Raw genomic sequence first — 25,709 nt, forward strand, 5'->3', positions numbered from 1 at the left:
TTATCGACCCAGAAAATAAAAATGAAATTCATATTTCTTATGTAAAATATGCCTAAGAGCCGCTACGGATACAGCCAAAAACCATAGATGGACGCCTATCGATCATGCCTGTTGGGCCAATAACCTACGAGTGAATGCCAGAACGGCTGGGGTACTGACCGCTATAATCATATTCAGGCAATTGAAATTTACCGGCAACCATGCGGAGTGAATTTCATTTCACTGATATCATATCGAGTAAAAAGCGATGAACGAATTCGTTTTAAGTGTGCCGTTGTCGGCGCTGCGGTATGATCGTTCGCTCCCTGCCCGGCGCCAAAATCCGATGGGGGCGCTGGCAAGACGTTGGGAAACGAAAGCGAATCATGAGAAAACCCAGGGATGCGGCGTTGTCCACCGGGCGGGATCGCTGGCGTGACGAGCTGTTTGGCGGTCTGGTCGGCGCGCTGTTCGTCATGCCGGCGGTGTTGGGTTGCGGCATCGTCGTGTTCCAGCCATTGGGCGGGGGCTTTCAGTCGCTGGGCATCGAAGCGGCCTTTGGGGCCACCATCGTCGCCGCGCTGCTGCGTGGTTTGATCGGTGGGCGTGGCTTGCAAATCAACGCGCCCCGCGCCACCCAGGCGGCCTTGTTGGGCGGATTGCTGGTCCAGGCCGGTCAGGCGGCGGCGGCTGGCGGCTACAGCGTTCCGCCAGCCCCGATGATCGCCATCACGTTTTTGGCTTTGGCGGTGGCCGGGTTGTCGCAAATGGCGCTGGGGCTGTTGCGGCTGGGCGACGTGCTGAAATTCATTCCCCAGCCGGTCATCGCCGGATTCGTCAACGGCTTCGCCCTGGTCATCCTGTTTCAGCAATTGCCCTATCTTCTAGGCTTGCCGGACGGGGCCGGGTTGCTGGCGTTGCTGAAAGGAAGCGCGGCGATCACGCCGGGGGCCTTGGCGTTGGGCGGGCTGGCGGCGGTTGGCGTCTGGCGGTTGGGGGAACGGCGTTCGGTCGTGCCGGGGCCGTTGATCGGGCTGGTGGGCGGAACGCTGGTCTACCAACTGCTGACTCATCTGTCGGACGGCGCGCTGCCGCTGGGGGCGACGGTGACGGCGCCGCCGGCCGGCCTGCCGCTGTCCTGGACGCTTCCCAGCGTCGGCGAACTGGTCGGCCATCCGGTGTTCGCCGCCATGGCGCCGTCCATTCTCATCACTGGCCTCACTCTGGGCATGGTGTCGTCCATCCAGTCGCTGTTGAGCGCGGCGGCGGCGGACGCCCTGCTGCGGTCGCGCCACGACAGCAGCCGCGAGTTGCTGACTCAGGGCGGGGCCAATCTGTTGTCGGCGGCGTTCGGCGGGACGGTGACGGGCGGCTCGCCACTTTACACCCGCGTGGCCATCCACAATGGCGCGCGCACGGAACGGGCGAACCTGTTCGTTGGGTTGGCGTTGCTGGCGGCGGCGCTGGGGCTGGCGCCTCTGTTGGAGCTGGTTCCGGTGTCGGTGATGGCGGGCATGGTGATCGTCACCGTGCTGCGGCCCGACGATTGGACCATGCAGCTTGTCACTCTGTTGCGGCGGCGGCAGGTTCCGCAGGCGCGGGCCGAGTTGATCCAGAATCTCGCCATCGTGGTGATTGTCGCCGGGTTGGTGGCGACGGTCGATGTTCTGGTCGCGTTGACCGTCGGCATGGGGGCGAGCGTGATCGTCTATCTGCGCCGGGCGGCGGTGTCGGTGGTGCGGCGCGCTTACCGGGGGGATCGGGTTCATTCGCAAACCGGACGGTCGGACGCCGACATGGAGCGGTTGGAGCGGCATGGCGCGGCCATCGCCGTGATGGAGTTGCACGGTCCGGTGTTTTTTGGGTCGGCGGAGAATCTGGCGCGTCAGGCCGAAGAGCTGGCCGAAGGCGGTGAAACGCTGATTCTCGACCTGTCGCGGGTCAACGATGTGGAGAGCACCGGCGTTCTGGTGTTGCGCCGCCTGGACGAGCGGTTGACGCGGGCCGGGATCACCCTGTTGCTGGCGGGCATGTGGAAGGGGCGGGGGCTGCGCGTCCTGCTGCGCGACATGGGCTATTCCATGCCGGAGCAGGAAGGGCGGGTTTACGGCGATTTGGAAACCGCGTTGGCGGCGGCGGAAGACCAACTTCTCAAACGGTTGGCGGGCGGCGACGAGGAGGAGTGCGAGTTGCCGCTGTCCGAGCATCCCAGCCTGTTGGGGTTGACGCGGGCGCAGTTTGATTTGCTGTCCTTGACCACCCGACGTCTGGTCTTTGGGCCTGACGAGCGCATTTTGACCGAAGGGTCGATTGACGACAGTCAGTTCTTCTTGGTCAAAGGACGGGTGCGGGTTGAACGGCGCCAGCCAGGGGAGGAGCGCAGCGTGCGCATCGGCAGCATCCGGTCGGGCGCCATCTTCGGGGAAATGGCTTTGTTGACCGGCGAGCCGCGCTCCGCCGATGTGGTGGCCGACAGCGAGGTGGTGTGCCACGAACTGACCGCCGAGGACATCGCCATGCTGGACAATCTGGATCCGGCGATTTCCTTCATCCTGCTGCGCAACGTCGCCATCGAGGTGACGCTGAAGGTTCGGCGCATGTCGCGCGCCGTTTCTTTCAGCGACGCCTGACGGGCGGCGTCGTCACACCAGTTCCGCCGCCGCGCTCTGCTCCACTTGCGGGTGGTCGCTTTGTCGGCGGGCATGCGCGCCGCCGCTGCCGGTGGACGAACGGCGCCGTTCCTGGCGCGCCCAATCAACCTCGTTCTTCGCGGTCAGCACATAGGCCAGCAGATCGCGGCCAAACTCCGACGCCACTTTGATGTCGTCCTGGTTGATCGCCGCGCCGTTGAGATATTGGAGCCGCAGCGCGTCGCAGCCATCCACCTCGAACAGCAGACCGGCGAAGAAGAAGCCGAACGCCTCGAACCCCTTGCACAGCACCGCCGTCATCGGATCGGACAGCGGCAATTCCAAATAGACGCAGGCGTAACCGTGGCGGCACAGCGTCCGCAACTCTTCCTGAACCCGCTTCAGCACGTCCGATCCGTAGGTGCGGACGGTCAAAAAGGCGCGTCCGACATCCTGCCGGGCGGCGACGTCCAGCGCGGTGGAGCGCCCCCGCAACCCATGCAGGGACAGATGCGGCGGCGGCTCGTCAATCCGTCGGTTCATGCCGCCGCGCCGAACGATGGCGTCCATGATGGCGCGGTGGTGCGGCGGCGCGTGGATGCCGCGATGGGGTTCGTCGTTGGTCCGCAGATAGAAAAGGACCGCTGACCGCCGGTCGGCGACCGGGCCATCGCTGATTTTGCGGAAAATCTGGGTGGCCGGGGTGAAGGCCAGCAAAAAGCCGGTCTCAAAACCGCCCAGCGCGAGATTGCCCTTTTGCGTGAAGGTGTGGACGGCGACCGCCTCGCTGTAGAGGCCGAAATAGCGGCGGCTCTGGGCCAGATCGCGCATCGCGTCCTTCATCCGCTCGAACAGCCGCCGCCCGCGATAACGGGGATCGACCGCCGCCATCGCGGTTTCTCCGGTGGTCGAGTCCGGTCCATGCAGCAGCATGGCGAGATGGCCGACCACCTCGTCGGCCTCGTTCACCGCGATCAGCGAGACCAGCGTGCCGCTGGCCAGCATGGCGACGATTCTCTCGGGGTAATAGACAAACTCCGACCCATAGGTGTAGCCGTAGGAGCGGTACATCAGCCGCGACAGCGACGCGGCGTCCGCCGGTTCCAGTGGACGCAACGTCACCGAATCCAAGGCGCGCGGCGGCTCGTCCGCTTCCGGGCTGGCGTCGTCCAGCGCCCCCGCGCCGGGTGAACGGCTGAGCGCGCGCGCCACCTCCAGCCGCTTGCCGCCCCGTCCCAAATTGCGGAAGGCGACGCGATGGGCCAGGTTGGTGGGCAAAAAGGGTTGAAAACCGGCGCGCTCGCCGTGCTCCTCGCCATGAACGCCTCTGGATGGGCTGTTGAAGGCGGCGGGCAGCCCCTTGTCCTCAATGGCGAAGACCACCTGATCGGGGCGCTTGGTCAATTCAGCGGTGTATTCGCCGGTTTCGCCGGGGTCGAAGGCGGTGCGGATGACGTGGAGCGCCACCTCCTCCACCAACTGGCCGAGCGGCGGCAGGTCTTCGGGGCAATCGACGCAGCCGCTGGCCGCCTGCATCATGAAGCGCTGCAAGGCCGGGACCGCCGCCGGATCGGCGGGCAGGGTCACGCGGGCGAGAAGGCGATCATTGCTCACGGCGTTTAACCTTAGAAGGAAGCAGGTGGACGGCGGATGCGTCAGGCCGCCCGAATGTTGCGGATGAAGGTCGCGACCTCCGTTTGCAACTGGTCGGCTTGGGCGTGCAGGCTGGTGGCGGTGTCGAGCGCGGTGTGGGCGATGGAGCCGGTTTCGGTCGCCGCCTGCGACACGTCGCCGATGGTCTGCGACACCGAACGGGTGCCGTCGGCGGCGTCCTGGGCGTGGCGGGCGATGTCCTGGGTGGCGGCGTGCTGCTGATCGACCGCGCTGGCGATGGTGGCGGTGATCTGGCTCATCCGGTCGATGGTTCCGGCGATGGCGCGGATCGACGCGACGGCGCGGCCCGTCACCGCCTGCATCTGGCTGACCTGCGCCTGAATGTCCTCCGTCGCTTTGGCCGTCTGGTTGGCCAGCGCCTTGACCTCGCTCGCCACCACGGCGAATCCCTTGCCCGCCTCGCCCGCGCGGGCGGCTTCGATGGTGGCGTTCAACGCCAACAAATTGGTCTGTCCGGCGATGGAGTTGATGAGTTCGACCACCTGATCGATGCGGCTGGCGGCGTCCGACAGGCCGGAAATCGCGTCGTTGGTGGCGTCGGCCTCGCGCACCGCCGTTCCGGCGATCTGCGAGGATTCGCTGATGTGGCGACCGATCTCTTCGATGGACGCGGACATTTCCTCCGCCGCCGAGGCGACCGAGGACACCCGCTCCGACGCCGTGGCCGACGCCCCGGCGACGCTGACCGTTTGCCGTTTGGTCTGTTCAGCGTTGGCCGAGAGGGTTTGCGCGTCGTCGCGCATGCGGGCCGACGCGTTCAAAAGCGAGCCGATGACCGAATTGACGGCGCTTTCCAATTGGTTGGCCAAATCCTGTTGGGCGGCGCGTTTGGCCGCTTCGGCCCGGCGTTGGGCGGCCTCCTGCTCGGCGGTCAGGCGACGAACCTCATGGGCGTTGGCGCGGAACACCTCCAGCGAGCGGGCCATGGCGCCGATTTCGTCGCCACGCCGTTGGCCGGGAACGTCCATGTCGATCTTGCCCGCCGCCAGCGATTCCATCGTCGCCCGCAGCTTGTCGAGCAGGCGGATGTTGCGGTTGACCAGCAGCAACCCGGACACCACCCCCAACAGCATGGCCAAGCCCACCAGCGTGGCGGTGACGGTCAGACCGCTGGAAATCGCGTCGTTCACTTGATCGGCGGCCTCGTTGGCGCTGCGCTCGTTCGCGCTGGCCAGGGCGCCCGCCTGTTTGCCCAAGGCTTCGACCAGGGCGAACAGGTTTTCCTCGGCCTTGGTTCCCGCCTCGCGCGCGGCGATCTCGGCCTTGCGCAGCGCGAACATTCCTTCGCCGTCGCGCCCGAAGGCCAGAATCGCCTGGGAAAGCGCGCGCGGGGTTTCGTCCGACAGGATGTTCGCCAGGAAATCGGCGGAAAATTCCACCCGCTTGGCGGCGGCGGCGAATTGCTTCTCCTGCTCGGCGACTTGGGCGGCGGTGGCGGCGCCCTCGGCCTTGCCCAGCAGGGTCACGGCCAGATTGATGTCGCTGATGATTTCGGACAGGGCTTGACGCACCGGCAGATCCTTGGAGACCAGCGTCAGAACCAGCATGGTCAGGCCGTTGGCGTCGGTCGGCAGATCCATGGTGACGCCCTGGATGCTGAGGCTCAGATTGCGCACCATCGGTTGGTAGCGGTCGAGAAAGGCGGCGTGCGCGACCGCCAAGGCCTGCGTCCGTGTGGCGCGGCGGGCGGCGGCGTCCAGGCGACGGCGCACTTCCCCCTCCAGCACGGCGACGGCGTTGGCGGCGTCGCCCAACAGACCGCCCAACGCTTTCCCATCCTTGGCCCCGCTGGCCGCGCCCTCCAGCGCCGCCAGCGCGTCAAGTTTGGTCCGCAAGGCGGCGCTGCGTCGTTGGAACTGCTCCACCGCCGCAGCGCGGGCGCGATCGTCAGCGGCCATGGCCAGCGAGCGGGCCGCTTCTTCCAACCCGCCGCTTTCATCCGCCGCCTTCAAGGCGCCGACGGCCAGCGGGAAATCCCGTTCGTGAACCTGGGCGAACAGGTTGGCGATGCGCAGTTGGAACAGCCCGGCGCCGCCGCCGATGGCGGCTGCGGCGACAAACATCGCCGTAAAGGCGCCGAACAGTTTGGCCTTCAGGCTCAACCCTTTCGGGGAACGGCGCGCGCTGTCCATGGCGGGATTTCCTTGGGCAAAGTGTCTGTTGGGCGACAGGGGGGAGGTTACGGCTTCTCGTTGGCGGCGATGGCCTTGCGCGCGGCGTCGAGCAGGCGCCGCCCGTCGACGCCCTGTTCGGACATTCCCGCCGCCCAATCGGCGTAGACCTCTTCCAACTCGTCACGGATGTCGCGCATTTGCGACGGGCTGAAGCGCTTGACCTTATGAACGCCGTCTTCGGCCAGCTTGCGTTTCATGCCCTCTTCGATCTCGTCGCGCTCTTCGGCGATGGCGATCGAGATCCGCTTGCCCAGATGCTTGTCGAAAGCGGTCTTGATCGGGTCGGGCAGCGCGTCGAAGGTCGTGCGCTTCATCGCCAGCATCACCACCGGACCGGAAAAATTGATGTCCAGCAGGTGGGTCAACTGGTTCATCAAGGGTTGGCCGTCGGCCCCGCCGGTGGTGGTGGAGGAGTACCAACCATAGGAAATGCCGTCGATCAGGTTGCTTTTCATGCCCGCCGCCATGCTGTTCAACGGCAGGGCGACGGGGACGATTCCCAGCTTGGCCAGGGCGCGGCCCACGGTTTTGCTGGGGTTGCGGATGCGCAGGCCGCGCAGATCGCGCGGCGAGTCCATCGGGCGGGTCGCCGTGAAGATGCCATAGGTGGGCAAGGCCCACAGCCCGACCACCTTCAACCCCTCATAGTCGCGGTTCAACGCGCCGGATTCATACAGATCCCACAGCGCTTTGGTCCCGCCGACGGCCGTGCGGCGGATCAGCGGCAATTCGATGACCGAACTGGCGACGAACCGGGTCGGGCTGTAGCCCTGAACGGTGTAGGCGATTTCAATGCCGCCGCTGTCCACCAGCTTCATCAGTTCGGTGGGTTTGCCGTATTCCCCAGTGGTGCGGATGTCGATGGCGACGGCGCCGTCGCTCTCCGCCTCAATCTTGCGACAGGCGTCGACCAGCATCCGATAAGTTGACGTCGTGGGCGTGAACACCGTGCCGAATCGCAGGGTGATTTCAGCAAGGGCTGATTCGGAAAATAAGACTATGAACAGAGAAAAACATACCAGAGTATTCGCCAAACGCCGGTATGCACGCATGCCGCTCTCCCTTGCGATACTTGTCTGTCTTATCGCACAGTGTGTGCCATACGCGCTACAGGGAATGAAGAGGAAAAAATTTCAACCAACCAACACATTGCGGCGTCTTGTCTCATCTCTGACATGTGGATAAACCGAGAAAATATTGTGTTTTAGTTGTTTTGTTTGCTTCGCGCGTGCGTGTGTTGATTGGATGGCGCGCTTAAGATCGGCGAATGCCGATCACGCTTGCGGCAAGAGGCTGAATTGCCCACGCTGATTTCGGTGAGCGGTCGCGCTTTTTCTTTCCCAAAAGCAGATGGAAAGCTCGTTTTGGTTGAAAAGAAGGCGGGGTTTGCGGTTCGCCCATCAATCTCTGTTGGTTTCAGAACGACCACAAACAGACGCGTCGTCGCCCAAGGCGTCGGCCCCGATGGGGCTGGGAGGCAGTCCCGCGCACCAGCGCCGCCAGACCAGCCGATAGGCGCGCTCCAGATGATGGAGGTAGCGTGGCGCGTCCATCAGGGGCGAGTTGGCCACCCGTTCGCGCAGGCCCAGGCGCAAACGGGCGATCCGCGCCGGATCGCCAGCCAGGGCGACGCCCAGCGCCACATAGTCATCGACCGTGTGGGTGATGAGTTCGGGCAGGCCGATGTTTTCCAGATAGCATTGACCGACGCAGGAGAACATCCGCCGTCCGGCGCAGGTCAGCACCGGAACGCCCATCCACAGCGCCTCGCAACTGGTGGTGCCGCCATTGGCGATCAACGGATCCAGGGCGACGTCGATGGCGCGGTAGGTTTCGTGCGGGTCGGCGACCCAGCCCAGCGTCTCGATCCGTTTGGCCTCGACGCCCAGCGCGGTGAAGCGGGCGCGGGTGGCGGCGGCGAAGGCCGGATCGTTCAGGCTGCGCCATTTCAACAGCAACCGCGCCGTCGGCGCGCCGCGCAGGATAGCGGCCCAGGCGGCGACGGTCTGGTCGCCCAGCTTGGACAGATTGTTGAAGCTGCCAAAGGTGACATGGCCGCGCGCCAGGGCGGGCGGCGTCGGGTCGGGCGCGACGTCGCTGGGGCGCGGCTTGAACACCACATAGGTGTCGGGCAGCCGGATCAACGCTTCCGCATGCCAGGAATCGGAGCCGGGCGGGGCGAAATAACGGTCCATGATCCGGTAATCCATCGCCGACAGGCCGGTCGTGTCGGGATAGAGCGGGTAGCTGATTTGGATCGGCGCCGGTTTGCGGGCGAAGGCGAACAGCCGGTGCCCGGTGAGGTGGCCGGAGCAATCGACGAGAATGTCGATCCCGTCGGCGCGGATCCGCTGGGCCAGGGCGTCGTCGTCCAGGTCATGGCACAGAACGAAACGGTCGGCGGCCCGCTCGAACGCCTCGGTCAGCGCGTCGCGCACCGGGCTGGTGGCGTAGCAGGTCACGCTGAAGCGCTCGCGGTCGGCGTTCTCCACCAGCGGCAACACAAAATTGCCGCAGGGATGGCCGTAGAAATTGGGCGACACATAGCCGATCCGCAGCCGCCGGTCCGGGTCGCGGTCGTTGCCGTGCGGGGCGGGCGTCAGATTGAGCGGGGCGATGTGTCGCCGTTCAAACTCCCGATGCTCCTGATAGACCGCGTCGGGGTCGGCGCTCTCGTCGAAGCCCAAGGCGAAGAGAAGGCCGGAGCGCGCCTGCCACAAATCGGGCCGCAGCGCCAAGGCCCGGCGCAGCGCGGCGATGGCGGCGGGCAAATCGCCCTGCTCGAAACAGGCGCCGCCCAACGCCATCTGCGCCTTGGCGATGTGCGGGGCGATGGTCAACACACGGTCATAGGCGGCGCGGGCGGCGCCGTAACGGTGGGAGCGGGCGTTCAGGCCGCCCAGCGCGTAATGCGCCCGCACGTCGTCGGGTCGCAGAGCCACAGCGCGCCGCTGCCATTCCGCCGCCGCGTCCAGCCGCCCGAGATCCTCCAGAATGTTGCCCAGCAGATGCGGCGCGCCGTCCGCCGCCAAGGCGTTGCGGCAGAGGATCAGGGCGTCGTCCAACCGCCCCTCCTCATGCAGGCGGTTGGCCTGCTCCAACGTCCGTTCGGCGCGTTGCCGGTCGCGCAGGGGGCGCAACCGCTCTTGCGCCTGGCGCAGGGGGGCGAAGTCCGGGCAGCGGGCGAGGGCTTCGTCGAGCACGGCCCCGACCTCCTCCACCGGCGCCGTTCCGTCCAGCGTGGCGGCGAGGTTGAACCAGGCTTGCGCGAAGGTTGGGTGATCGGCCACCGCTTGCCGGAATTCCGCCGCCGCGTCGTCCGCCCGGCCCGCGTCGCGCAGCAGCAGGCCGAGATTGTTGCGGGCCGACGGGTGGGACGGGACCAGCGCCAGGGCGCGGCGGTAGTGGGCTTCGGCCTCCTCCCGCCGTCCCAGCCGGGCCAGCGTCATGGCGAGGTTGACGTGGACGTCGGCGTTGCCGTCGTCCTGCTCCAGTGAGCGGGTCAGCAGACCGGCGGCGCGCTCGTCCTCCCCCCGGTCGGCGGCGATGGCGCCCAGCAGTTGCAGGGCGGCGGCGTTGGTCGGGTCGGCGTCGAGGATGCGGCCATAGAGCGTTTCCGCCTCGACCAGCCGCCCGGCGCGATGGTGGTCGAAGGCGACGGACAAGGCCTCCACAATCGTCGCCATGACCGCGCCACCACCTGAGTTTCACAACGCGCCGGATCAGACCAGCGCCGTCCGCCGCTGTCAACGGCGGTGGATCGAGCTTGAGAGATCAGGCCGCCAGCTTCGCCGCGACGTAGCGGTGTTCCTGCGTCCGCCCGCCATAGCCGTAGGCGTCCGCCGGAACTTCGTGGATCAACCCATAGCTGGTTTCGTGGAGCGGGCCGAGGACCGAGGCGAGGAAAGCGAAGATCTCCTCAAGATAGGCCGCTTTCTCGTCCTTGCTGTTGGTGCTGGCGGTGATCGTGATGTCGAGCCAAGCGCTGGCTTTGCCCAGATCGGCCAGGGATTGGCCGCCGATGAACCAATGGTCGGTCGGGGCGTAATGGACGGTCACGGCGGTGACGCCCGGTTGTTTGTGCAGAACCCGCCCGGTGATGGCGGTGACTCCCTGGGCGACGGTGGCCGACAGGGCGGGCGAGGCGGCGGCGGACAGCGTGACGGCGATGTAGGGCATGACAGGCTCCGTGGTGGTTCGGTTGAGGTCCGTCGCACCGTAGCGCCGCGTCATTGTTCCGAAAAACTCGTTTATATATATTATTAATGCAGATAAACTAAACCATGCTCCGCACGCTCGATCTTGCCGTGCTGCGCTCCTTCCTGCTGATCGCGCAGGGGCGCAGCTTTGTTGAAACCGCCGATCTGGTGGGGCGCTCCCCCTCGGCGGTCAGTTTGCACATTCAGAAGCTGGAGGAGGAGTTGGGCGCCGTCGTCTTGCGCCGCAACGCGCGCGGGGTGGAATTGACCCCGGCGGGGGAGCGGCTGTTGGGCTTCGCCCGACGGCTCTTGTCGCTGAACGACGAGACCATCGCCGCCTTCCGCGTCGCCGCCCGCCGCCCCTTGCGGGTTGGGACGACGCAGGATATGGCCGAAGCGGTGTTGCCCGACCTGCTGCGCCGTTTCGCCTTGGCTCATCCCGAGGTGGAGTTGACGCTGCGCATCGACCGTTCGCAAACGGTGATCAAGGGGGTGCGCGGCGGCGCGCTGGACGTCGCCATCGCGCTCCACCGCGACGACCCGACTCTGGTCGGGGTGCTGGCGGAGGAGCGAATGCTGTGGATCGGCGCGCGCGGCCTGGATTGTCCGCCGGACCGTCCGCTGCCCTTGGCTTTGTTCGAGCCGCCATGCAGCTTTCGCGCGGCGGCGCTCGACGCGCTGACGCAGGCCGGACGAGCGGCGCGCATGGCCGTGACCAGCCCCAGCTTGGCCGGGCTGCGCGCGGCGGTCGAGGCTGGGGTGGGGGTGACGGCGCGGACCCGGCACAGCCTGACCGGGCCGGTTCTGGCCGACGTCGGCGCGGAGCTGGGGTTGCCGCCGTTGCCGACGGCGGTGTTTTGCCTCTACGCCCATCCCGGCGAAAGCTGGACCGAGCGGGAGGATTTTCTGGCGCTCTGCCGCCATGTGGTTTGCCGCCGCTTGGTCTGATGAGGTTTGATCTGGCGGCGGCGGCGTCCTTGCGGATCGCCGTCGGGTTGCGCACAGTGGCGCCATGCATGTGGACACCACCGACCTGCGCCTGCTGCGCATCTTCCTGACCATCGCCGAGTCCGGCGGCTTCGCCGCCGCGCAGGGCGAACTGAATCTGTCCCTGCCGACGATCTCCAGCCACATGGCGGCGCTGGAAAGCCGGTTGGGGCTGACGCTGTGCCGACGCGGGCGCGGCGGCTTCGCCCTGACCACCGAGGGCAACGCGATCTATGAGGAGGCCCGCCATCTGTTCCTCGCGCTCGACCGATTCGAGCAGCGCGCCCGCGCCTTGCAGAACCGCATGTCGGGAACCCTGACGCTGGGCATCGTCGACAACACGATCAGCGACCCGCATCTGCCGTTGGAAAAGGTTTTCGCCCGCTTCGCCGCCGCCGCCCCCGACGTCGTCGTCTCCATCACCACACGCCCGCCGAGCGAGTTGTTGCGCGACGTGGTGGCCCGCCAACTTCATCTGGCGATTGGCAGTTTTCCCCGCGTCGCGCTGGGGCTGACCTACTCCGACCTCTACACCGAACAGCAAAATCTCTATTGCGGGCGCGATCACCCGCTGTTCGCCAGCGAAGACCCGGCCATCAGCATTGAATTGGTCCGCCAACACCGCATCGTCGCCCGCAGCTATTGGGGGATGCGCGACATGAAGCTGTTCGCCATCGCCGCACCGCGCGCCGTGGTCAGCGACATGGAATCGACGGCGCGTCTGATCCTGTCCGGGGCTTATCTGGGCTATTTGCCCGACCATTACGCCGCGCCAGACGTCGCGACGGGACGGCTGCGGCCAATCCGTCCCGACCTTTTCGGGACCAAGGCTCTGTTTCAGGCGGCGACGGTGTCGGAATCCAAGGCCGAACCGATGGTGGCCCTGTTTCTCGATCTGTTGGCGGCGGAGATGGAGGCGGCGAAGACGGCCACAGAGGCAAAACCGGGTTAGAGTCTCAGCGCCGCCGCGCCCAGCGCGATGACGAACCCCGACAGGGCGCGCGTCCATCGGATTGATTCCTTCAGGACCAGCGCGGCGAACGGCATGCCGAACAGAATGGAGCTTTCGCGCAAAGCGGCGACGTGGCGACTCACAAAATTTTGCGACCCATTGAGCATGAGACTTTTGAGAATCCGCAGCGACTCTTGGGATGGCGCTGATCGAAGCAGCGTGTCTATGGTATTCTGACGGCTAAGGAATCAACTGTCTGGTCGCCGCCAATGTCACCTTCAGCATCGCCCCCTCCCCAATCACGGCGTCTTTTGGGGATCTCCGGCGCGCTGATGATCGCTTTGCTCATGGCGGTGGGCGGCGTTGAAATCGCTCTCGATTATCAAAAGACGATGGACGCGGCGTTCGAGCGCCTCGAAAACCTCGCGCGCATCGCCGACGAAAGCGTTTCGGGCCGGATTCGGGCCATTGACGTGATGCTGCAAGACATCAAGCATGAGGCGCAGGACGCCATATCTCAATCTGAACGCGCCGATCTTTTGGCCTATATGAAGGCGCGCGCCGCGTCGTTGGAAGGCGTTCAGAGCATCAGCGTCTTCAACGCCGACGGCAAGGCGGCGCTGACCACGCTGCCCAATCTTCAGGGCTTCGATGGAAGCCGACGCCCCTACTTCACCGCGCCGAAGGCGTCGCCTGAGCAGAATCGGCTCTTCATCCATGGTCCTCTGTTGGCGAACACCGGTTCGGTTGTTCTCTTTGCGTCTCGCGCGAGGCTGTCGATGGACGGAGCGTGGGATGGGGTGGTTCTGGCCTCTCTGCCGCCCGCATATTTCGCGTCAATTCTGGATACGATCGCCCCCCAGAACGGTGGTTTCGCATCATTGTTGGGGCGTGACGGCACGATCGCGGCGCGCTCCCCGGATCAAGACAAGCTGCTGGGCCAATCCGTTGCAAAAGGCACGGCCTTTGGGATTTTTCAAGCATCGGGGCAACGGGTGATTCGCGCGCTGGCTCCGACAGTCACCGAAGACAAGCGCAGCTTGATTGTGATCCGGACCACCGCCTATCCAGAACTGCTTGTCATGCTTGGACTGTCTCAGGAGCAGGTTGTCGCCGAATGGCGCGACAAGGCTTTGCTCAAGGTCGGTGTTTTGGGGCTGCTGGCGTTGGTCGCTTGGGTGATGCTGCGCCGCTTCTCTCAGCACGAGGATGAACTGGTCGCCCAGCGCAACTTTGAACGGCAGTTGGTTCAGACGGCCAATGTGATGGTGGTCGGTTTGGACCGTAACGGCGTCGTGCGGATGGTCAACGAGACGGCCGAGGCGATCACGGGGTTCGCCCAGTCAGAGATCCTTGGGCAAAATTGGTTCGACGCCGTCGCCGTTGGTGAGGGCATGGCTGAGATCGTCAAAAATTTTCGTGATGGCGGAGCGTTGCCCGACCAGTTCGATGGGCCGATTCGCGCCAAGAACGGAACGAATCGAGTCATTTCCTGGCAAAACAGCACGGTGACTGGGCAAGACATCGTGTCGATGTCTTTCGGCATCGACATCACCGAGCGCCTGCAAGCGGAAGCGCGGGTGGTCGCCAGCCAACGCTTTGTTCAGGCGATCACTGACAATTTGCCGGGCATGGTCGGTTATTGGGACGCCGATCTGCGCTGCCGCTTCGCCAACAAATCGTATCTCGACTGGTTCGGCAAACGGCCCGAGCAGATCATTGGCCGGACCATGCTGGATTTGTTGGGCGCCCGCCTCTATGCGATGAACGAGCCTTACATTCGCCAAGCCTTGCAAGGAAAGGCTCAGCACTTTGAGCGAACCTTGACCAAAACCAACGGGGAAACTGGCTTCACCTGGGCGCATTATATTCCCGATATTGATGTCAGCGGCGCCGTTGTTGGTTTTTTTGTTTTGGTGAGCGACATCACCCCGTTGAAAAACGCAGAGAGCGCCTTGCGGGTGGCGTCAAATCGGTTGGCTCTGGCGACCAAGGCCGGTGGAATCGGCGTGTGGGATTTGGAGATCGAGAGCCGGACGATGCGGTGGGACGAACGCATGTTCCAGATCTACGGTCGTGACGCGGCTTCGATGACGTTGGATTACGTGACCTGGTGTTCCTGGTGCGTCGCGGATGATTTGCCGCGCGTCGAACGCGAATTGGCGACGGCCATTCGGGATCGGACGGATTTCAACAGCGAATTCCGCATCGTCACCCCAAACGGCGGCCTTCGCCACATCAAGGCCTCTGGAATCGCGGAGTATGACGAGCATGGGCAAGCCCGGCACGTCATCGGCGTCAACTGGGACATCACGAGCATCCGCGAAAAAGAAGAGGCGCTGCAAGCGGCTCAGACAGCGGCGGAAAAGGCCAGTCGCGCCAAAAGCGAATTCCTGGCCAACATGAGCCATGAGATCCGCACGCCGATGAACGCCATCCTTGGCCTGTCGCATTTGTTGGGGCGGACCAGGTTGACCGCCGAGCAGCAGGATTTCGTTGGCAAGATCACGCAATCCGGGCGTGGGTTGTTGACCATCATCAACGACATTCTTGATTTCTCACGGGTCGAGGCCGGTCGGCTGGAACTGGACGTCGCCGCGTTCGATTTGTCGGCGGTGCTGGACGCCGTGTCCACCATCATGTCGATCAACGCCAGCGACAAGGATCTGGAGTTGCTGATCGACGTGGCGCCCGGCACGCCGATGGGCTTGATCGGCGATGGCCTGAGACTGCAACAGGTGCTCGTCAATCTGACCAGCAACGCCATAAAATTCACCAAAACGGGGATGGTCGCCTTGCGGGTCGAGCGGCTTGGCGGCGAGGGAAATGAGGCGCTGTTGCGGTTCTCCGTTCAGGACAGCGGCATCGGCATCGCCGCCGAGGTTGTTCCGATGCTGTTCTCGGCGTTCAGCCAAGCCGATTCGTCGACCACCCGCCGTTTCGGCGGGTCGGGGTTGGGGTTGGCGATTTGCAAGCAACTGGTCGGTTTGATGGGGGGGGAGATCGGGGTGGACAGCCAACCCGGTCATGGCAGTTGTTTTTGGTTCACGGCGCCGCTGGCGCTTTCTTCGGAGACAATGGCGGCGCCGGGTGAGCGGCCGTCGCTGGAGGTGTTGATCGTCGACGACCACGAAACGGCGCGCCACGCCATTGCCCGCACCGCCGAATCCTTGGGATGGAGCGCCGACATCGCCAAAACCGGGCGTGAGGCGGTGGAGCGGGCGCAGGATCGCGTGCGGCGTGGCCAGCCGTTTGACGCGTTGATTCTGGATTGGAAAATGCCGGAACTGGATGGCCTTGCGGTCAGCCGCCAAATCCTGGGGCTATCTGAAAAGGGCGCCCGACCGATTGTCGTCGTTATGGTCGCGGGCTACAGCCGCGACATTCTGCTTCACGCGCCGGGGGCGGATCTTGTCGACGCGGTTCTGGTCAAACCCGTGACCATGTCGGCGTTGCGCAACGCGGTTATGGAGGCGCGCGATCGTCGGAAGGGGGTGACGCCACCCCTTGGGATGGAGGAAGCGGTCGCGGCGGTTGAAAAAGACCGTTTGGCCGCTGTGCGACTGCTGGTGGTCGAAGACAACCACATCAATCAGGCGGTCGCCCAGCGCGTTTTGGAATTGGAGGGCGCGACCGTCACGCTTGTTGGCGATGGACGGCAGGCCGTTGATCGTTTGCGCGCCGATCCTGAGGCGTTCGACGCCGTCCTGATGGATGTCCATATGCCGGTTATGGATGGTTATGAGGCCACCAAGCGAATCCGTCAGGATTTGGGACTGACGACGTTGCCGATCATTGCTCTGACGGCGGGCGCCTTGGCCGAGGAGCGCGCGCACGCCAAGCAGGTCGGCATGAATGATTTCATCACCAAGCCTTTTGATGTCAACGAGGCGGTGCGATGCATCCGTCGCCATGCGCCGACGGCGTCGGCGAAGTCTCGCGTGGCTGTCAGAGAGGAGAGGCCGGCGGCCATTCCCGGCATCGACATGGCGCAAGCCGCCCGGCGCCTTGGCGGCGATGGCGTGTTGCTGGCGCAGTTGCTGCCACGCTTTGTTGAAGAGTTTGCTCAAGCGGCGGCGCAGATCCGCGAAAAGCTTCGGGATGGGGACAGCGAAGGGGCGACCAGCGCCTTGCACGCCCTCAAAGGGGCGGCGGGCAATTTGGCGGCGGTCGATATCGCTGTTTTGGCGCAAGCGGCGGAAAGCGCCATTCATGCCGGGCGGCATGGCGAACTCCCGTCCCTGCTGAAACGCTTGGACAGAGAATTTTCTGTTTTGAATCAATATATTGATCGGTCATCAGCTTTGCCGCCCTGAAAAAGAAGGCGTGCCCCTGTTCGCTGAAAAAACACTGGCGATTGGTCGGATCGTGTTACTTTGATGCTGAAGTTCTTTTTGAACGCGAGAGAGCAAGCTGTTGCTGGGGGGCGCGGTGGGCCGCGTTGGACGAAGCGTTGTCATGGTGGCGATCGTTCTGTCCGCGATGGCGGGGAACGCGGCTCATGTTGTTTACCGTGATTATGAAGACACCTTGCAACGCCGGTACGCTCTGGTCCGTGACATGGCCAAGGTGGTGGAGGAGCATGTCCACCGTGTGATCGCCACGGCGACGGTGTCGCTCGATCATGTGGCTGCAATGGTCAGCGAATCCGGCGGCCTTGACTCGGCGCGCAGCATCGACAACTGGAAGCGCTTGCGCGAATACGCCGCTCACCTTGAAGGCGGTGAATCGCTGTGGGTGATCTCGGCGGACGGCAAAACCATTCTGGAATCGGCGAGCTATCCTGGCCGTCAGGCGCCAAACCGGGATTACGCGCAGGCTCTTGAGGATGGCGGCCCCCTGTTCGTTGGCCCGGCGACCGCAGACCGGGGCGAAGGCGGGCATTTCGTCTTCACGTTGGCCCGCCCGTTGCGCGACGACGCCGGACAACCGCTCGGCGTTGTTCTTGCGGTGATGAGCGTGGCCCATCTCACCGATTTTTATGATCTCCTGGGTTTTGACTACAACCCTTTGATCGGCGTTTACCGCAACACGGGCGACGTCGTGTCCCGGCGTCCCAACATGCAGGATGTGGTGGGGAAGAGCATCGCCAACGGGGTGCTGCTCCAAGAAAAACTCAAGGAAGCCCCGGAGGGGCTGTTCTTGTCCGCGTCGCCTTTGGATGGCATGACGCGGATCGCCGCCTACCGTACGGCGCGCGATTACGGCCTGATCGTTTTGACGGGGATTGATCGGGATCGTGGGCTGGCGGATTGGCGCACGCGCAGCCTGCACACGCTGTTGGAAACCGTGATTGGGACGTTGGCGGTTCTGCTGACCATGGCTTGGGGGTTCCGGTATCTTGACCGCGAGCGGCGAACCCAACTGCAATTGACCGAAGCCCGCGCGTCCGCCGCCCGCGCCAGCGCCGAGCGGGATGAAATCTCCCGTCTGGCCAAGGCGTTGCGAGAGGCCAAAGAATCCGCCGACGCCGCCCGCCAGATCGCCGAGGCCGCCAACCGCAGCAAGGGGCAGTTCCTGGCGGGTCTCAGCCACGAATTGCGCACGCCGTTGAACGCCATCATCGGCTTTTCCGATCTGATCGCGCGGGAGTCCGAGGGGCCAGTCGGTTCGCCGCAATACCGCCGATTCGCTGTCAATGTCCGCGATTCCGGTCAACATCTTCTGGAACTCATCAACGAAATCCTCGATCACGCCAAGTCTGAGGTTGGCGCCTTGCGGCTTGAGGAAAGCATTGTCGATCTTGAGGCGTCGGTCAGCTTCGCCACACGCCTGTTGGCTCCCCGCGCGGAGCGGGCAGGGGTTGCTCTTGCCGTTCATGTGGCCCCCGAGGTGCGTTTCCTGCGCGCTGATGAACGGCGCCTGCGGCAGATCATCCTCAATCTGGTCAGCAACGCGGTGAAATACACGCCGTCCGGCGGGACGGTCACGGTCTCCGCCGCCCTTGAGGATGGGGCGTTGGCGATCCGCGTCACGGACACCGGAATGGGCATCGCCACAGAGGATTTGGGCCGGGTGATGGAACCGTTCGCGCGGGCGGAAACCAGCGTCAATCAGCGGATCGAAGGGACAGGCTTGGGCCTGCCTCTGACCAAACGGCTGGTCGAACTGCATGGCGGCAGCCTGTCGTTGAGCAGCGCCTTGAACAAAGGAACCACGGCCCTGATCCAACTGCCCGGCATTCGCGTTTTGCTGCCCGGTCAGGCCCTGCCCCCGCCCGCCGAAGGCGGACGGCGCAACCTGTCCATCGCGTTGGTCGAGGATGATCCGACCATTCGTCGCGGGGTCGCCGCTCTGCTGCGCGAATGGGGGCATCATGTGGTCGAAGCCGCCAACGCCAACGAGGCCTTGGTGATTTTGCAAGGACCGGACGCGCTGGATCTTTTGTTCAGCGACATCGTCATGCCGCCGGGCATGTCGGGGGCGGAACTGGCCCAGCATGCCCGGCGTCTGCGCCCGACCATGCCCATTCTGTTGGCTTCGGGGTCGCCCCCCCACGCCATTGCGGCGGATGAGGCGCGGATTCCCGGCGCCGCCATCATCGTCAAGCCTTATGACATCGGAGAACTGAAAAGCCAGATCGCTCATTTGTGTGGATGGCGTCCAGCCGAGGCGACGGTTTCACCGACGGAGAGGCGCGCGCCGCGTCTGCTGGTCGCGGAAGATCTGGAGATCAATCGGGAATTGCTGTCCGCCATCTTCCGCGACAGTGGCTATCATTTGGATCTGGTTGCCGATGGCGCGGCGGCGGTGCGGGCGATGATGGACGCCGATTATGATTTGGTGTTGATGGACGTGTCGATGCCGGGGATGGATGGATTGGAAGCGACGCGGCTGATTCGCGCCATGCCGCCGCCGCGCGGCCAAGTGCCGATTCTGGCTTTGACCGCTGGCAATCTGCCAAGCGAAATTGCGCTGTGCCAGGAAGCCGGAATGAACGGAGCCATCGGCAAGCCGTATGACCGCAACCTGTTGCTACAGGACGTGGCGCGGGTGATCGCCGACGCGTGCGCCGAAACGGTGTGATTCAGGCCGGATCGAAGGCGTGCGGGAAATGGGCCAGACGACGCCCGAACAGCCCGCTGGCTCGTTTGCCGTCATCTTTGCTGGGCGCGCGGTCAGTCGCCGCCGGAGGGGAGCCGCTGGGGCGTACGCGGCGCTCATCCTCGCCGGGTGGAGCGTAAAAGGGCAAAGTCAATTGGCCGTCCGGCTCCGCAGCGTAAGGCAAACCGGGAACCGTCCGGCGCTCGGTGCCCGGAAGAACATACTGCTCGCCTTGGTCGGTGTGCTCGATCTGCGGCATAAACATTTGTCCTGTCTCGACCGGGCCGATTCTGCCGTCCCCTTTCGTTCCGGTCAAGGCCGACGGTATGGCGAACGGCCCAACCCGTTCGCCATACGCGCTTTTTTCGCTTACGGCGTCAACGCCGCCGCCGCCAAAAGATAAGATGCGTAAGCAACGGCCCCGGACGCGGGGATTGTCAGCACCCAGGCCCAGACGATTCGACCCGCCAACCCCCAGCGCACCGCCGAGGTTCGGCGGGCGGAGCCGACTCCGACGATGGCCCCGGTGATGGTGTGGGTGGTGGACACCGGAATGCCCAGCCACGTCGCGCCGAACAGGGTGATGGCTCCGGCGGTTTCGGCGCAAAAGCCCTGATACGGCTTCAGATCGGTGATGCGGGATCCCATGGTGCGGACGATTCGCCAGCCGCCCATCAGGGTTCCCAACCCCATCGCCAACTGACAGGACAGGATGACCCAGAAGGGAACATGGAAGGTCTCGCCCAGCATTCCCTGGCTGAACAGCAGCACGGCGATGATCCCCATCGTCTTCTGCGCGTCGTTGCCGCCATGGCCCAGGCTGTAGAGCGCCGCCGACACCAATTGCCAATGGCGGAACTGCCGGTCCACGGCAAAGGGCGGGACTTTGCGCAACGCCCAGGACAGGATCAGCATCATCAGCAACGCCAGAAGAAGCCCGATGGTTGGGGACAGCACGATGGCGATGGTGGTTTTGGTGAAGCCGCTGGCGACGATGGCCCCGAATCCGGCCTTGGCGATGCCGGCTCCTGCCAACCCGCCAACCAGCGCGTGCGAACTGGACGAGGGCAAACCCAGCCACCAGGTGAACAGGTTCCAGCCGATGGCCCCGCACAGCGCTCCCAAAATCACCGCCGGGTCGATCACCGAAGGTTCGACCAGTCCGGTGCCGATGGTGGTGGCGACGTGCAGGCCAAAGAACAGGAAGGCGATGAAGTTGAAGAAGGCCGCCCAGGCGACCGCCAGTTTCGGGGACAACACGCGGGTGGAGACGACGGTGGCGATGGAGTTCGCCGCGTCGTGCAGCCCATTGATGAAGTCAAAGGCCAACGCGACCAGGATGATGACGATCAGCGCGGGCAGGCCAAGATGAAGGGCGTCCATCGCCGCCGCCTTAGACTTGATCGAGCATGATGCCCGCGACAAGGTCGCCGACGTCGTCGCAACGGTCGGTGACGGCCTCAAGCTTTTCATACAGCTCGCGCCGCCCCAGGAAGGCGATCATGTCTGGCCGCTCGTTGATGAGCGATTGCAGGGCGCCGCGCAGAACATCGTCGGCCTGATCCTCCAAATCCGACAGGCGACCGCACAAGTGGCCGATGCGTTCGGCGTTGCGGGCGATGGCCCCCAACAAGGGCATCAGTTCGACCAGGACATTGGCCTGCTGGTGGATCAAGGCGACGAACTGGCGCATTGGATCGTCAACACGCTCCACCCCATACAGGGTGGCGTGGCGCGGCACCTCGTCCATCAGGTCGATGGCGTCGTCCAGCGCGTTGATGAGCGCCAGAATGTCGGATCGGTCGAACGGCGTGATGAAGGCCCGGTGCAGATCGCGCACGGCGTCCTTGGCGATGTGGTCGGCGTCTTTTTCAACGCGCTTCAAGGCGGCGATGCGTTGGGGGCGTTCGTCAGGGGTGGCGTCCATCACCGCTTCCAGCGCGACGGCGGCGGCCACGATGTGGCGAGCCTGCGCGACGAACTGGTCGATGAAGCGTTCCTCCTTCGGCATCAGCGAACGGAATGCGCGGAGCAGCATGGGACAAGGTCTCGTGTCTTTGGCGTGAGCGGTTGGGCTGCTCATAGCATGGTTCGGGCGCGTGCGCAGCGTTGACCGTCATGAATTTGTCATAATGCGCTCCTGTTGCGTCGTTCCGTCGCCAGTCATGCGGCGGCTTATGGACAGGGCGCGCGCGCCCACCTACATGTCGGGGACATCCGAACGAGGGACGCCGATCATGACACGCCTCACCGCCCGGTCCATGGCAGTCCGGTCCGCCACCATTGCCGGGACCGTCGCCAGCTTGCTTGCCCTGTCTCCGCTGGCCGCGCAGGCGCAAGGCGCGGCGAACGACCCAGCCGCCCCATGCAGCCCAACCGTTTCGGCGGCGCTGGGGGCGTGGGATTCCGGGATGGCCGCCGCCGAACTGTTCGGCGACAAGGCCCTGGCCTTGGCGCGCGAGAAGGGGCGGGACTATCTGTTGCCGCTGCTGGGCATTGATCCGAAAGCGGTTCCCCCCGCCTCCAGCGCGACGCCGGAGGGCGACACCGATGATGTGGCCCGCGCCATCGAGGCCAGCCGCAACGATCCCAAGCGCCGAGCGGAGCTGTGCGTCGCCATCACCCGCACGGTGAACGAGGCGCGCGACAACGCGGGGGCTAAGCTGGACGCGTTGAAACGGGCGGTCGAGGGCTGGCGTTTGCCGCCTTTGCCCACGCCCTCGCCATCGGTCCCGCCCGCCGCTCCGGTCACGCCCTCAACGGCGCTCGACGGCACCATCAAGACCTGAAGTGCGTCGTTTTCGCCGGACCCGCCGCCCAAAAAAATCACGAGCGGAATAAAGCCGTCGCCCGCATGTTCTCTTCCACAAAGCCTCGCAGGAGCGTAGGAGAGGGACGGGCAGGGCGGCGGCGGTCCGGTGTGGCCAATTGGCCATGGCCAGGGAATTGTCACAGTCCATGGTCATAGGGTCCGTTGCCGAACTCGGCCCAAAGGACTAGTTTGTTAGCGTAACCAACAATCGTAACTCGCGCGTGGGAAGGTGCCATCCATGGTTCTGAAAAATCTGGCCTGCGGCACGGCGTCAGCCGCCCTGGCCTGTGAAGCGACGCCGCCCAGACGGGTGGACGTTCATTGTGCGTTTCTCTCCCAACCAGCAACCAGACGCGCGGACGGCCCGGATCGGGATCTGCGCACGCGCGGCGAACAGCGCGTGATCGGCCTGTTGGGCGGCCTTATCAGCCAGATTGTTCTGACGAAGCTTCCGAAATACGACTGAGTTTCTCGATCCCAGGGGCCGGAAGACATCCGGGGTTCTCAACTCCCTCATCCACATCTGTCTTTTGTGGTGCCGCCATGGCGATCGTTTTGCATTCCTTTACCGTCACACTGGCTGTCGCGGACCCGTCGGGTTGCGCCAGCGCCGCCGAACACCGCGCCCGCGTGTGGAAAGCCGTGTCCGAATTGTCGGAAGCGGTCCGCACCGCCGGCATGGCGCGCGAGGCGCGCGTGCGTGGCCAAGACCGTTGCGGTCATGTCTTGATTGAGGCGACCGACACCGGGGCCGACTTCCTGCGCGGCCTGCCCGCCATCGCCCGGATCGACACCGGACGGATGGCCGTCCGGCATTGAGCCGCAAGGCAAGGGTCTGAAACGACGAAGGCCCGCCGCGTTTCCCGTTTGAATGGGACGCGCGGCGGGCCTTTTGCGTGTCAGTGCTTATTCGCGAACAACATAGGTGTAGAAGCGGATCCGGCCATCCTCGCCGGTTTCGCGGTACAGGCCCTGGATCTCGTTGTCGAAGCCGGGGAAGCGGTTGGCGCCTTCCTGGAACATCTTCAAATACTCGATCATCGGGCGGGCGCGCTCGTCCAGCCGCTCGCCGGGAACCACGGTGGCGATGCCCGGCGGGTAGACGACGAACAGCGTGGTGGCGACGCGCCCCACCGCCTCCTCAATCGGCACATAATCGACGTTGTTGCGCACCAGATGGCGCGTCGCCTCGCGCGGCGGCATCACCATGTCGGGCAGATGGTTGGGGCGGAACATGTTGCGCTGCAACTGGCTGGTGCCCGCCTCGCGGTAATAGGCGTGCATGGCGCCGCACAGGTCGCGCAGCCGGGTTCCGGTGTAGCGCTTGGCCCGCTTGGCGACGAATTCCGGGATCACGTCTTCCAACAGGGCGTTGTCGTCGTGCAGCCGCTTGAAGGCGACCAGCCCGCTGAGCAACGTCCCCGCCTTGCTCGATTCGACGCCCGGCGTCAGCAGGAACAGGATGGAGTTCAGATCGTTCTTTTCCGGGACGATGCGGTTTTCACGCAGATACTGCGCCAGAACCGGGGCGGGGATGCCGTGATCCTCATAGGCTCCGGTCTTGCGGTTGAAACCGGGGGTCAACAGGGTCAGCTTGTTCGGATCGGTCATCGCGTAACCGGGGGCGACATGCTTGAAGCCGTGCCAATCCGCGCCGGGGGCGAATTCCCAATGATGGACGTTCGCCGCCAGCTCGTCGGTCGGCACATCCTCCCACGCCATCTCGACGCCGTTCACCACCGTCCGGTCCGGGACGAAGGGATCGAAGAACCAGCGGCGGGCCGGGTCGCTCTCGCGCCCCTCGAACTCGTGATGGATCGCGCGGATCTTTTTGCGCAGCTCAATGCCCAAGCGGATGGTGTCGTCCCACAGCACTTCGCCGGAGCGGCCCTTCATCATCTGCGCCCCGACGTCCAACGAGGCGAAGAGCGGGTAGAAGGGCGAGGTCGAGGCGTGCAGCAGGAAGGTTTCGTTGAACCGGCGATGCTCCACCCGGCGGCGTTGCTTGCCGAGATGGCTGTCCTTCACATGGATTTGCGAGGCTTGCGAGAAGCTGGCCAACTGCTTGTGCGTCGATTGGGTGGCGATGATGCCGGGATGCCCCTCGCCCAACTGGTCCAGCCCCATGGCGAAGCGGCCCTTGAACAGCGGGTGGAATTTCAGGAAGCCCGCCCACGCCTCGTCAAACAGGATGTAGTCGCAGAGATGGCCGATCTTCGCCAAAATGGTTTCGGCGCTGTAGATGGTGCCGTCGTAGCTGCATTGCTGAATCACCGCCGCGCGGAAGGGGCGTTCGCGCTTCCAGGCGTCCGGGTCTTTGACCAGCGGGTTTTTGCGGATCTTCTCGCGGATGCGCTCCTCGTCCAGCGCCTCATGGTCGATGGGGCCGATCAGGCCATAGGCGTTGCGGTCGGTTTCCAGGAAGATCGGGATGCCGCCGCCCAGAAACAGGCCGCCATGATGGGCCGCCTTGTGGTTGTTGCGGTCGAACAGCACCAGATCATCCTCGGCCACCAGGGCCGACAGCACGATCTTGTTGGAGGCCGAGGTGCCGTTCAGCACGAAATAGGTGCGCTCCGCCCCGAAAATGACGGCGGCCTCCTTCTGCGCCTTCAACGCCGGGCCTTCGTGAATCAGCAGGTCGCCCATCTCCAACACCGAATTGTCGATGTCGTCGCGGAACACCGCTTCGCCCAGATGCTCGACGAAGATCCGCCCAATGGGGCTGCGGTTGTAGAAGATGCCGCCATTGTGGCCGGGGCAGGTCCACAATTGGTTGCCCTCTTCGGCGTAATCGACCAGCGCGCCGAAGAAGGGAGTTTTCAGCGTTTCGGCGTATTGCTTCAGACGGCTGACCAGATTCTTGGCGATGAATTCCGGGGTTTCTTCGGCCAGGAAGACATAGCCGTCCACCTGATTGAGCACGTCCACCGGGATGTTTTCCAGCCGCTGGCGGCGCACCAGCAGGATGATCGGCATTTCCAGCCCGCGCGCGCGGGCCAGCGCGATCAGCGAGGCGTTCTTGCCGTCCATTCCGCGCTTGCCCCAATCGACGATCATGCAGCCGATGGCGGCGTCGGTGCGGATGGCCAGTTCGGCGTCCTCGACCCGGCGGGTCCGCACGACCTGGAAGCCCAACCGCTCCACCTCCGACAGGATCTGTTGAAGCCGGACGCCTTCCAGCTCATCCACCTCGAAGTTCGGCGCGCAGATCAGGACATTGAAGCGGCGAAAGAATTCCATGCCGGGACTCCGGGG

General features: G+C 64.5%; 18 protein-coding genes. 8 read left to right on the forward strand and 10 right to left on the reverse strand.

The window, feature by feature from the left end; translation table 11 throughout:
* Positions 1 to 365 precede the first annotated feature (365 nt).
* Positions 366 to 2,609 (forward strand): SulP family inorganic anion transporter, encoded by a 2,244-nt coding sequence (locus ACODS4_RS19970; RefSeq protein ID WP_488866767.1) that lies wholly within the window; start codon positions 366 to 368, stop codon positions 2,607 to 2,609.
* Positions 2,610 to 2,621: 12 nt separating this feature from the next.
* Here ACODS4_RS19970 and ACODS4_RS19975 read toward each other — a convergent pair whose 3' ends face one another.
* The 5 genes from ACODS4_RS19975 to ACODS4_RS19995 all read right to left on the reverse strand — a co-directional run bounded on the left by ACODS4_RS19975 (position 2,622) and on the right by ACODS4_RS19995 (position 10,636).
* Positions 2,622 to 4,223, reverse strand: a complete 1,602-nt coding sequence (locus tag ACODS4_RS19975; protein ID WP_488866769.1) for a hypothetical protein — start codon at positions 4,221 to 4,223, stop codon at positions 2,622 to 2,624.
* Between the two features lie 41 nt (positions 4,224 to 4,264).
* Positions 4,265 to 6,415 carry a methyl-accepting chemotaxis protein gene (locus ACODS4_RS19980; RefSeq protein WP_488866771.1) on the reverse strand — a complete coding sequence of 717 codons (2,151 nt, stop codon included), beginning with the start codon at positions 6,413 to 6,415 and terminating at the stop codon, positions 4,265 to 4,267.
* Between the two features lie 47 nt (positions 6,416 to 6,462).
* On the reverse strand, positions 6,463 to 7,404 hold the full coding sequence (gene dctP / locus ACODS4_RS19985) for a TRAP transporter substrate-binding protein DctP (RefSeq protein WP_488866773.1): 942 nt from the start codon (positions 7,402 to 7,404) through the stop codon (positions 6,463 to 6,465).
* A 453-nt stretch (positions 7,405 to 7,857) separates the two neighbouring features.
* Positions 7,858 to 10,143, reverse strand: coding sequence for a tetratricopeptide repeat protein (locus ACODS4_RS19990; protein ID WP_488866775.1), 2,286 nt, complete (start codon positions 10,141 to 10,143; stop codon positions 7,858 to 7,860).
* An 88-nt stretch (positions 10,144 to 10,231) separates the two neighbouring features.
* Positions 10,232 to 10,636, reverse strand: a complete 405-nt coding sequence (locus ACODS4_RS19995) for a tautomerase family protein (RefSeq protein ID WP_488866777.1) — start codon at positions 10,634 to 10,636, stop codon at positions 10,232 to 10,234.
* A gap of 104 nt (positions 10,637 to 10,740) precedes the next feature.
* Between ACODS4_RS19995 and ACODS4_RS20000 the strand changes: the two genes are divergently transcribed.
* Together ACODS4_RS20000 and ACODS4_RS20005 are read left to right on the forward strand one after the other, a co-directional pair.
* Positions 10,741 to 11,604: a LysR substrate-binding domain-containing protein gene (locus ACODS4_RS20000; protein WP_488866779.1), complete on the forward strand. Its 864-nt coding sequence runs from the start codon at positions 10,741 to 10,743 to the stop codon at positions 11,602 to 11,604.
* A 64-nt stretch (positions 11,605 to 11,668) separates the two neighbouring features.
* Positions 11,669 to 12,595, forward strand: a complete 927-nt coding sequence (locus ACODS4_RS20005) for a LysR family transcriptional regulator (RefSeq protein ID WP_488866781.1) — start codon at positions 11,669 to 11,671, stop codon at positions 12,593 to 12,595.
* Here ACODS4_RS20005 and ACODS4_RS20010 read toward each other — a convergent pair.
* Positions 12,592 to 12,738: a hypothetical protein gene (locus ACODS4_RS20010; RefSeq protein WP_488866783.1), complete on the reverse strand. Its 147-nt coding sequence runs from the start codon at positions 12,736 to 12,738 to the stop codon at positions 12,592 to 12,594. The two genes, ACODS4_RS20005 and ACODS4_RS20010, sit on opposite strands and share 4 nt — an antisense overlap.
* A gap of 189 nt (positions 12,739 to 12,927) precedes the next feature.
* Here ACODS4_RS20010 and ACODS4_RS20015 point away from each other — a divergent pair, with 189 nt between their 5' ends.
* Positions 12,928 to 16,911 (forward strand): response regulator, encoded by a 3,984-nt coding sequence (locus ACODS4_RS20015; protein ID WP_488866785.1) that lies wholly within the window; start codon positions 12,928 to 12,930, stop codon positions 16,909 to 16,911.
* Positions 16,912 to 17,053: 142 nt separating this feature from the next.
* Positions 17,054 to 19,621 (forward strand): response regulator, encoded by a 2,568-nt coding sequence (locus ACODS4_RS20020; RefSeq protein WP_488866787.1) that lies wholly within the window; start codon positions 17,054 to 17,056, stop codon positions 19,619 to 19,621.
* 1 nt (position 19,622) lies between these two features.
* On the opposite strand, the gene ACODS4_RS20025 is transcribed toward ACODS4_RS20020, so the two are convergent.
* The 3 genes from ACODS4_RS20025 to ACODS4_RS20035 form a co-directional block, all read right to left on the reverse strand.
* Positions 19,623 to 19,898 carry a hypothetical protein gene (locus ACODS4_RS20025; protein WP_488866789.1) on the reverse strand — a complete coding sequence of 92 codons (276 nt, stop codon included), beginning with the start codon at positions 19,896 to 19,898 and terminating at the stop codon, positions 19,623 to 19,625.
* A 110-nt stretch (positions 19,899 to 20,008) separates the two neighbouring features.
* On the reverse strand, positions 20,009 to 21,022 hold the full coding sequence (locus ACODS4_RS20030; RefSeq protein WP_488866791.1) for an inorganic phosphate transporter: 1,014 nt from the start codon (positions 21,020 to 21,022) through the stop codon (positions 20,009 to 20,011).
* Between the two features lie 10 nt (positions 21,023 to 21,032).
* On the reverse strand, positions 21,033 to 21,677 hold the full coding sequence (locus ACODS4_RS20035) for a DUF47 domain-containing protein (protein ID WP_488866793.1): 645 nt from the start codon (positions 21,675 to 21,677) through the stop codon (positions 21,033 to 21,035).
* A 199-nt stretch (positions 21,678 to 21,876) separates the two neighbouring features.
* Between ACODS4_RS20035 and ACODS4_RS20040 the strand changes: the two genes are divergently transcribed.
* The 3 genes from ACODS4_RS20040 (at position 21,877) to ACODS4_RS20050 (ending at position 23,270) form a co-directional block, all read left to right on the forward strand.
* A complete protein-coding gene (locus ACODS4_RS20040) occupies positions 21,877 to 22,428 on the forward strand; it encodes a hypothetical protein (protein WP_488866795.1) in 552 nt (183 codons plus the stop codon).
* Between the two features lie 261 nt (positions 22,429 to 22,689).
* Positions 22,690 to 22,917, forward strand: a complete 228-nt coding sequence (locus tag ACODS4_RS20045) for a hypothetical protein (protein ID WP_488866797.1) — start codon at positions 22,690 to 22,692, stop codon at positions 22,915 to 22,917.
* Positions 22,918 to 22,994: 77 nt separating this feature from the next.
* Positions 22,995 to 23,270 (forward strand): hypothetical protein, encoded by a 276-nt coding sequence (locus ACODS4_RS20050; protein WP_488866799.1) that lies wholly within the window; start codon positions 22,995 to 22,997, stop codon positions 23,268 to 23,270.
* Between the two features lie 87 nt (positions 23,271 to 23,357).
* On the opposite strand, the gene ACODS4_RS20055 is transcribed toward ACODS4_RS20050, so the two are convergent.
* Positions 23,358 to 25,694: an Orn/Lys/Arg family decarboxylase gene (locus tag ACODS4_RS20055; RefSeq protein WP_488866801.1), complete on the reverse strand. Its 2,337-nt coding sequence runs from the start codon at positions 25,692 to 25,694 to the stop codon at positions 23,358 to 23,360.
* Positions 25,695 to 25,709 lie beyond the last annotated feature (15 nt).

Source organism: Azospirillum sp. FG154 (genome assembly GCF_057809575.1).

Coding starts and splice junctions, on each gene's coding strand:
- ACODS4_RS19970 (WP_488866767.1), top strand. CDS start 366: ATGAGAAAACCCAGGGATGCGGCGTTGTCCACCGGGCGGGATCGCTGG.
- ACODS4_RS19980 (WP_488866771.1), bottom strand. CDS start 6,415: ATGGACAGCGCGCGCCGTTCCCCGAAAGGGTTGAGCCTGAAGGCCAAA.
- ACODS4_RS19990 (WP_488866775.1), bottom strand. CDS start 10,143: ATGGCGACGATTGTGGAGGCCTTGTCCGTCGCCTTCGACCACCATCGC.
- ACODS4_RS19995 (WP_488866777.1), bottom strand. CDS start 10,636: ATGCCCTACATCGCCGTCACGCTGTCCGCCGCCGCCTCGCCCGCCCTG.
- ACODS4_RS20000 (WP_488866779.1), top strand. CDS start 10,741: ATGCTCCGCACGCTCGATCTTGCCGTGCTGCGCTCCTTCCTGCTGATC.
- ACODS4_RS20005 (WP_488866781.1), top strand. CDS start 11,669: ATGCATGTGGACACCACCGACCTGCGCCTGCTGCGCATCTTCCTGACC.
- ACODS4_RS20015 (WP_488866785.1), top strand. CDS start 12,928: ATGATCGCTTTGCTCATGGCGGTGGGCGGCGTTGAAATCGCTCTCGAT.
- ACODS4_RS20020 (WP_488866787.1), top strand. CDS start 17,054: ATGGTGGCGATCGTTCTGTCCGCGATGGCGGGGAACGCGGCTCATGTT.
- ACODS4_RS20025 (WP_488866789.1), bottom strand. CDS start 19,898: ATGCCGCAGATCGAGCACACCGACCAAGGCGAGCAGTATGTTCTTCCG.
- ACODS4_RS20030 (WP_488866791.1), bottom strand. CDS start 21,022: ATGGACGCCCTTCATCTTGGCCTGCCCGCGCTGATCGTCATCATCCTG.
- ACODS4_RS20035 (WP_488866793.1), bottom strand. CDS start 21,677: ATGCTGCTCCGCGCATTCCGTTCGCTGATGCCGAAGGAGGAACGCTTC.
- ACODS4_RS20040 (WP_488866795.1), top strand. CDS start 21,877: ATGACACGCCTCACCGCCCGGTCCATGGCAGTCCGGTCCGCCACCATT.
- ACODS4_RS20045 (WP_488866797.1), top strand. CDS start 22,690: ATGGTTCTGAAAAATCTGGCCTGCGGCACGGCGTCAGCCGCCCTGGCC.
- ACODS4_RS20050 (WP_488866799.1), top strand. CDS start 22,995: ATGGCGATCGTTTTGCATTCCTTTACCGTCACACTGGCTGTCGCGGAC.
- ACODS4_RS20055 (WP_488866801.1), bottom strand. CDS start 25,694: ATGGAATTCTTTCGCCGCTTCAATGTCCTGATCTGCGCGCCGAACTTC.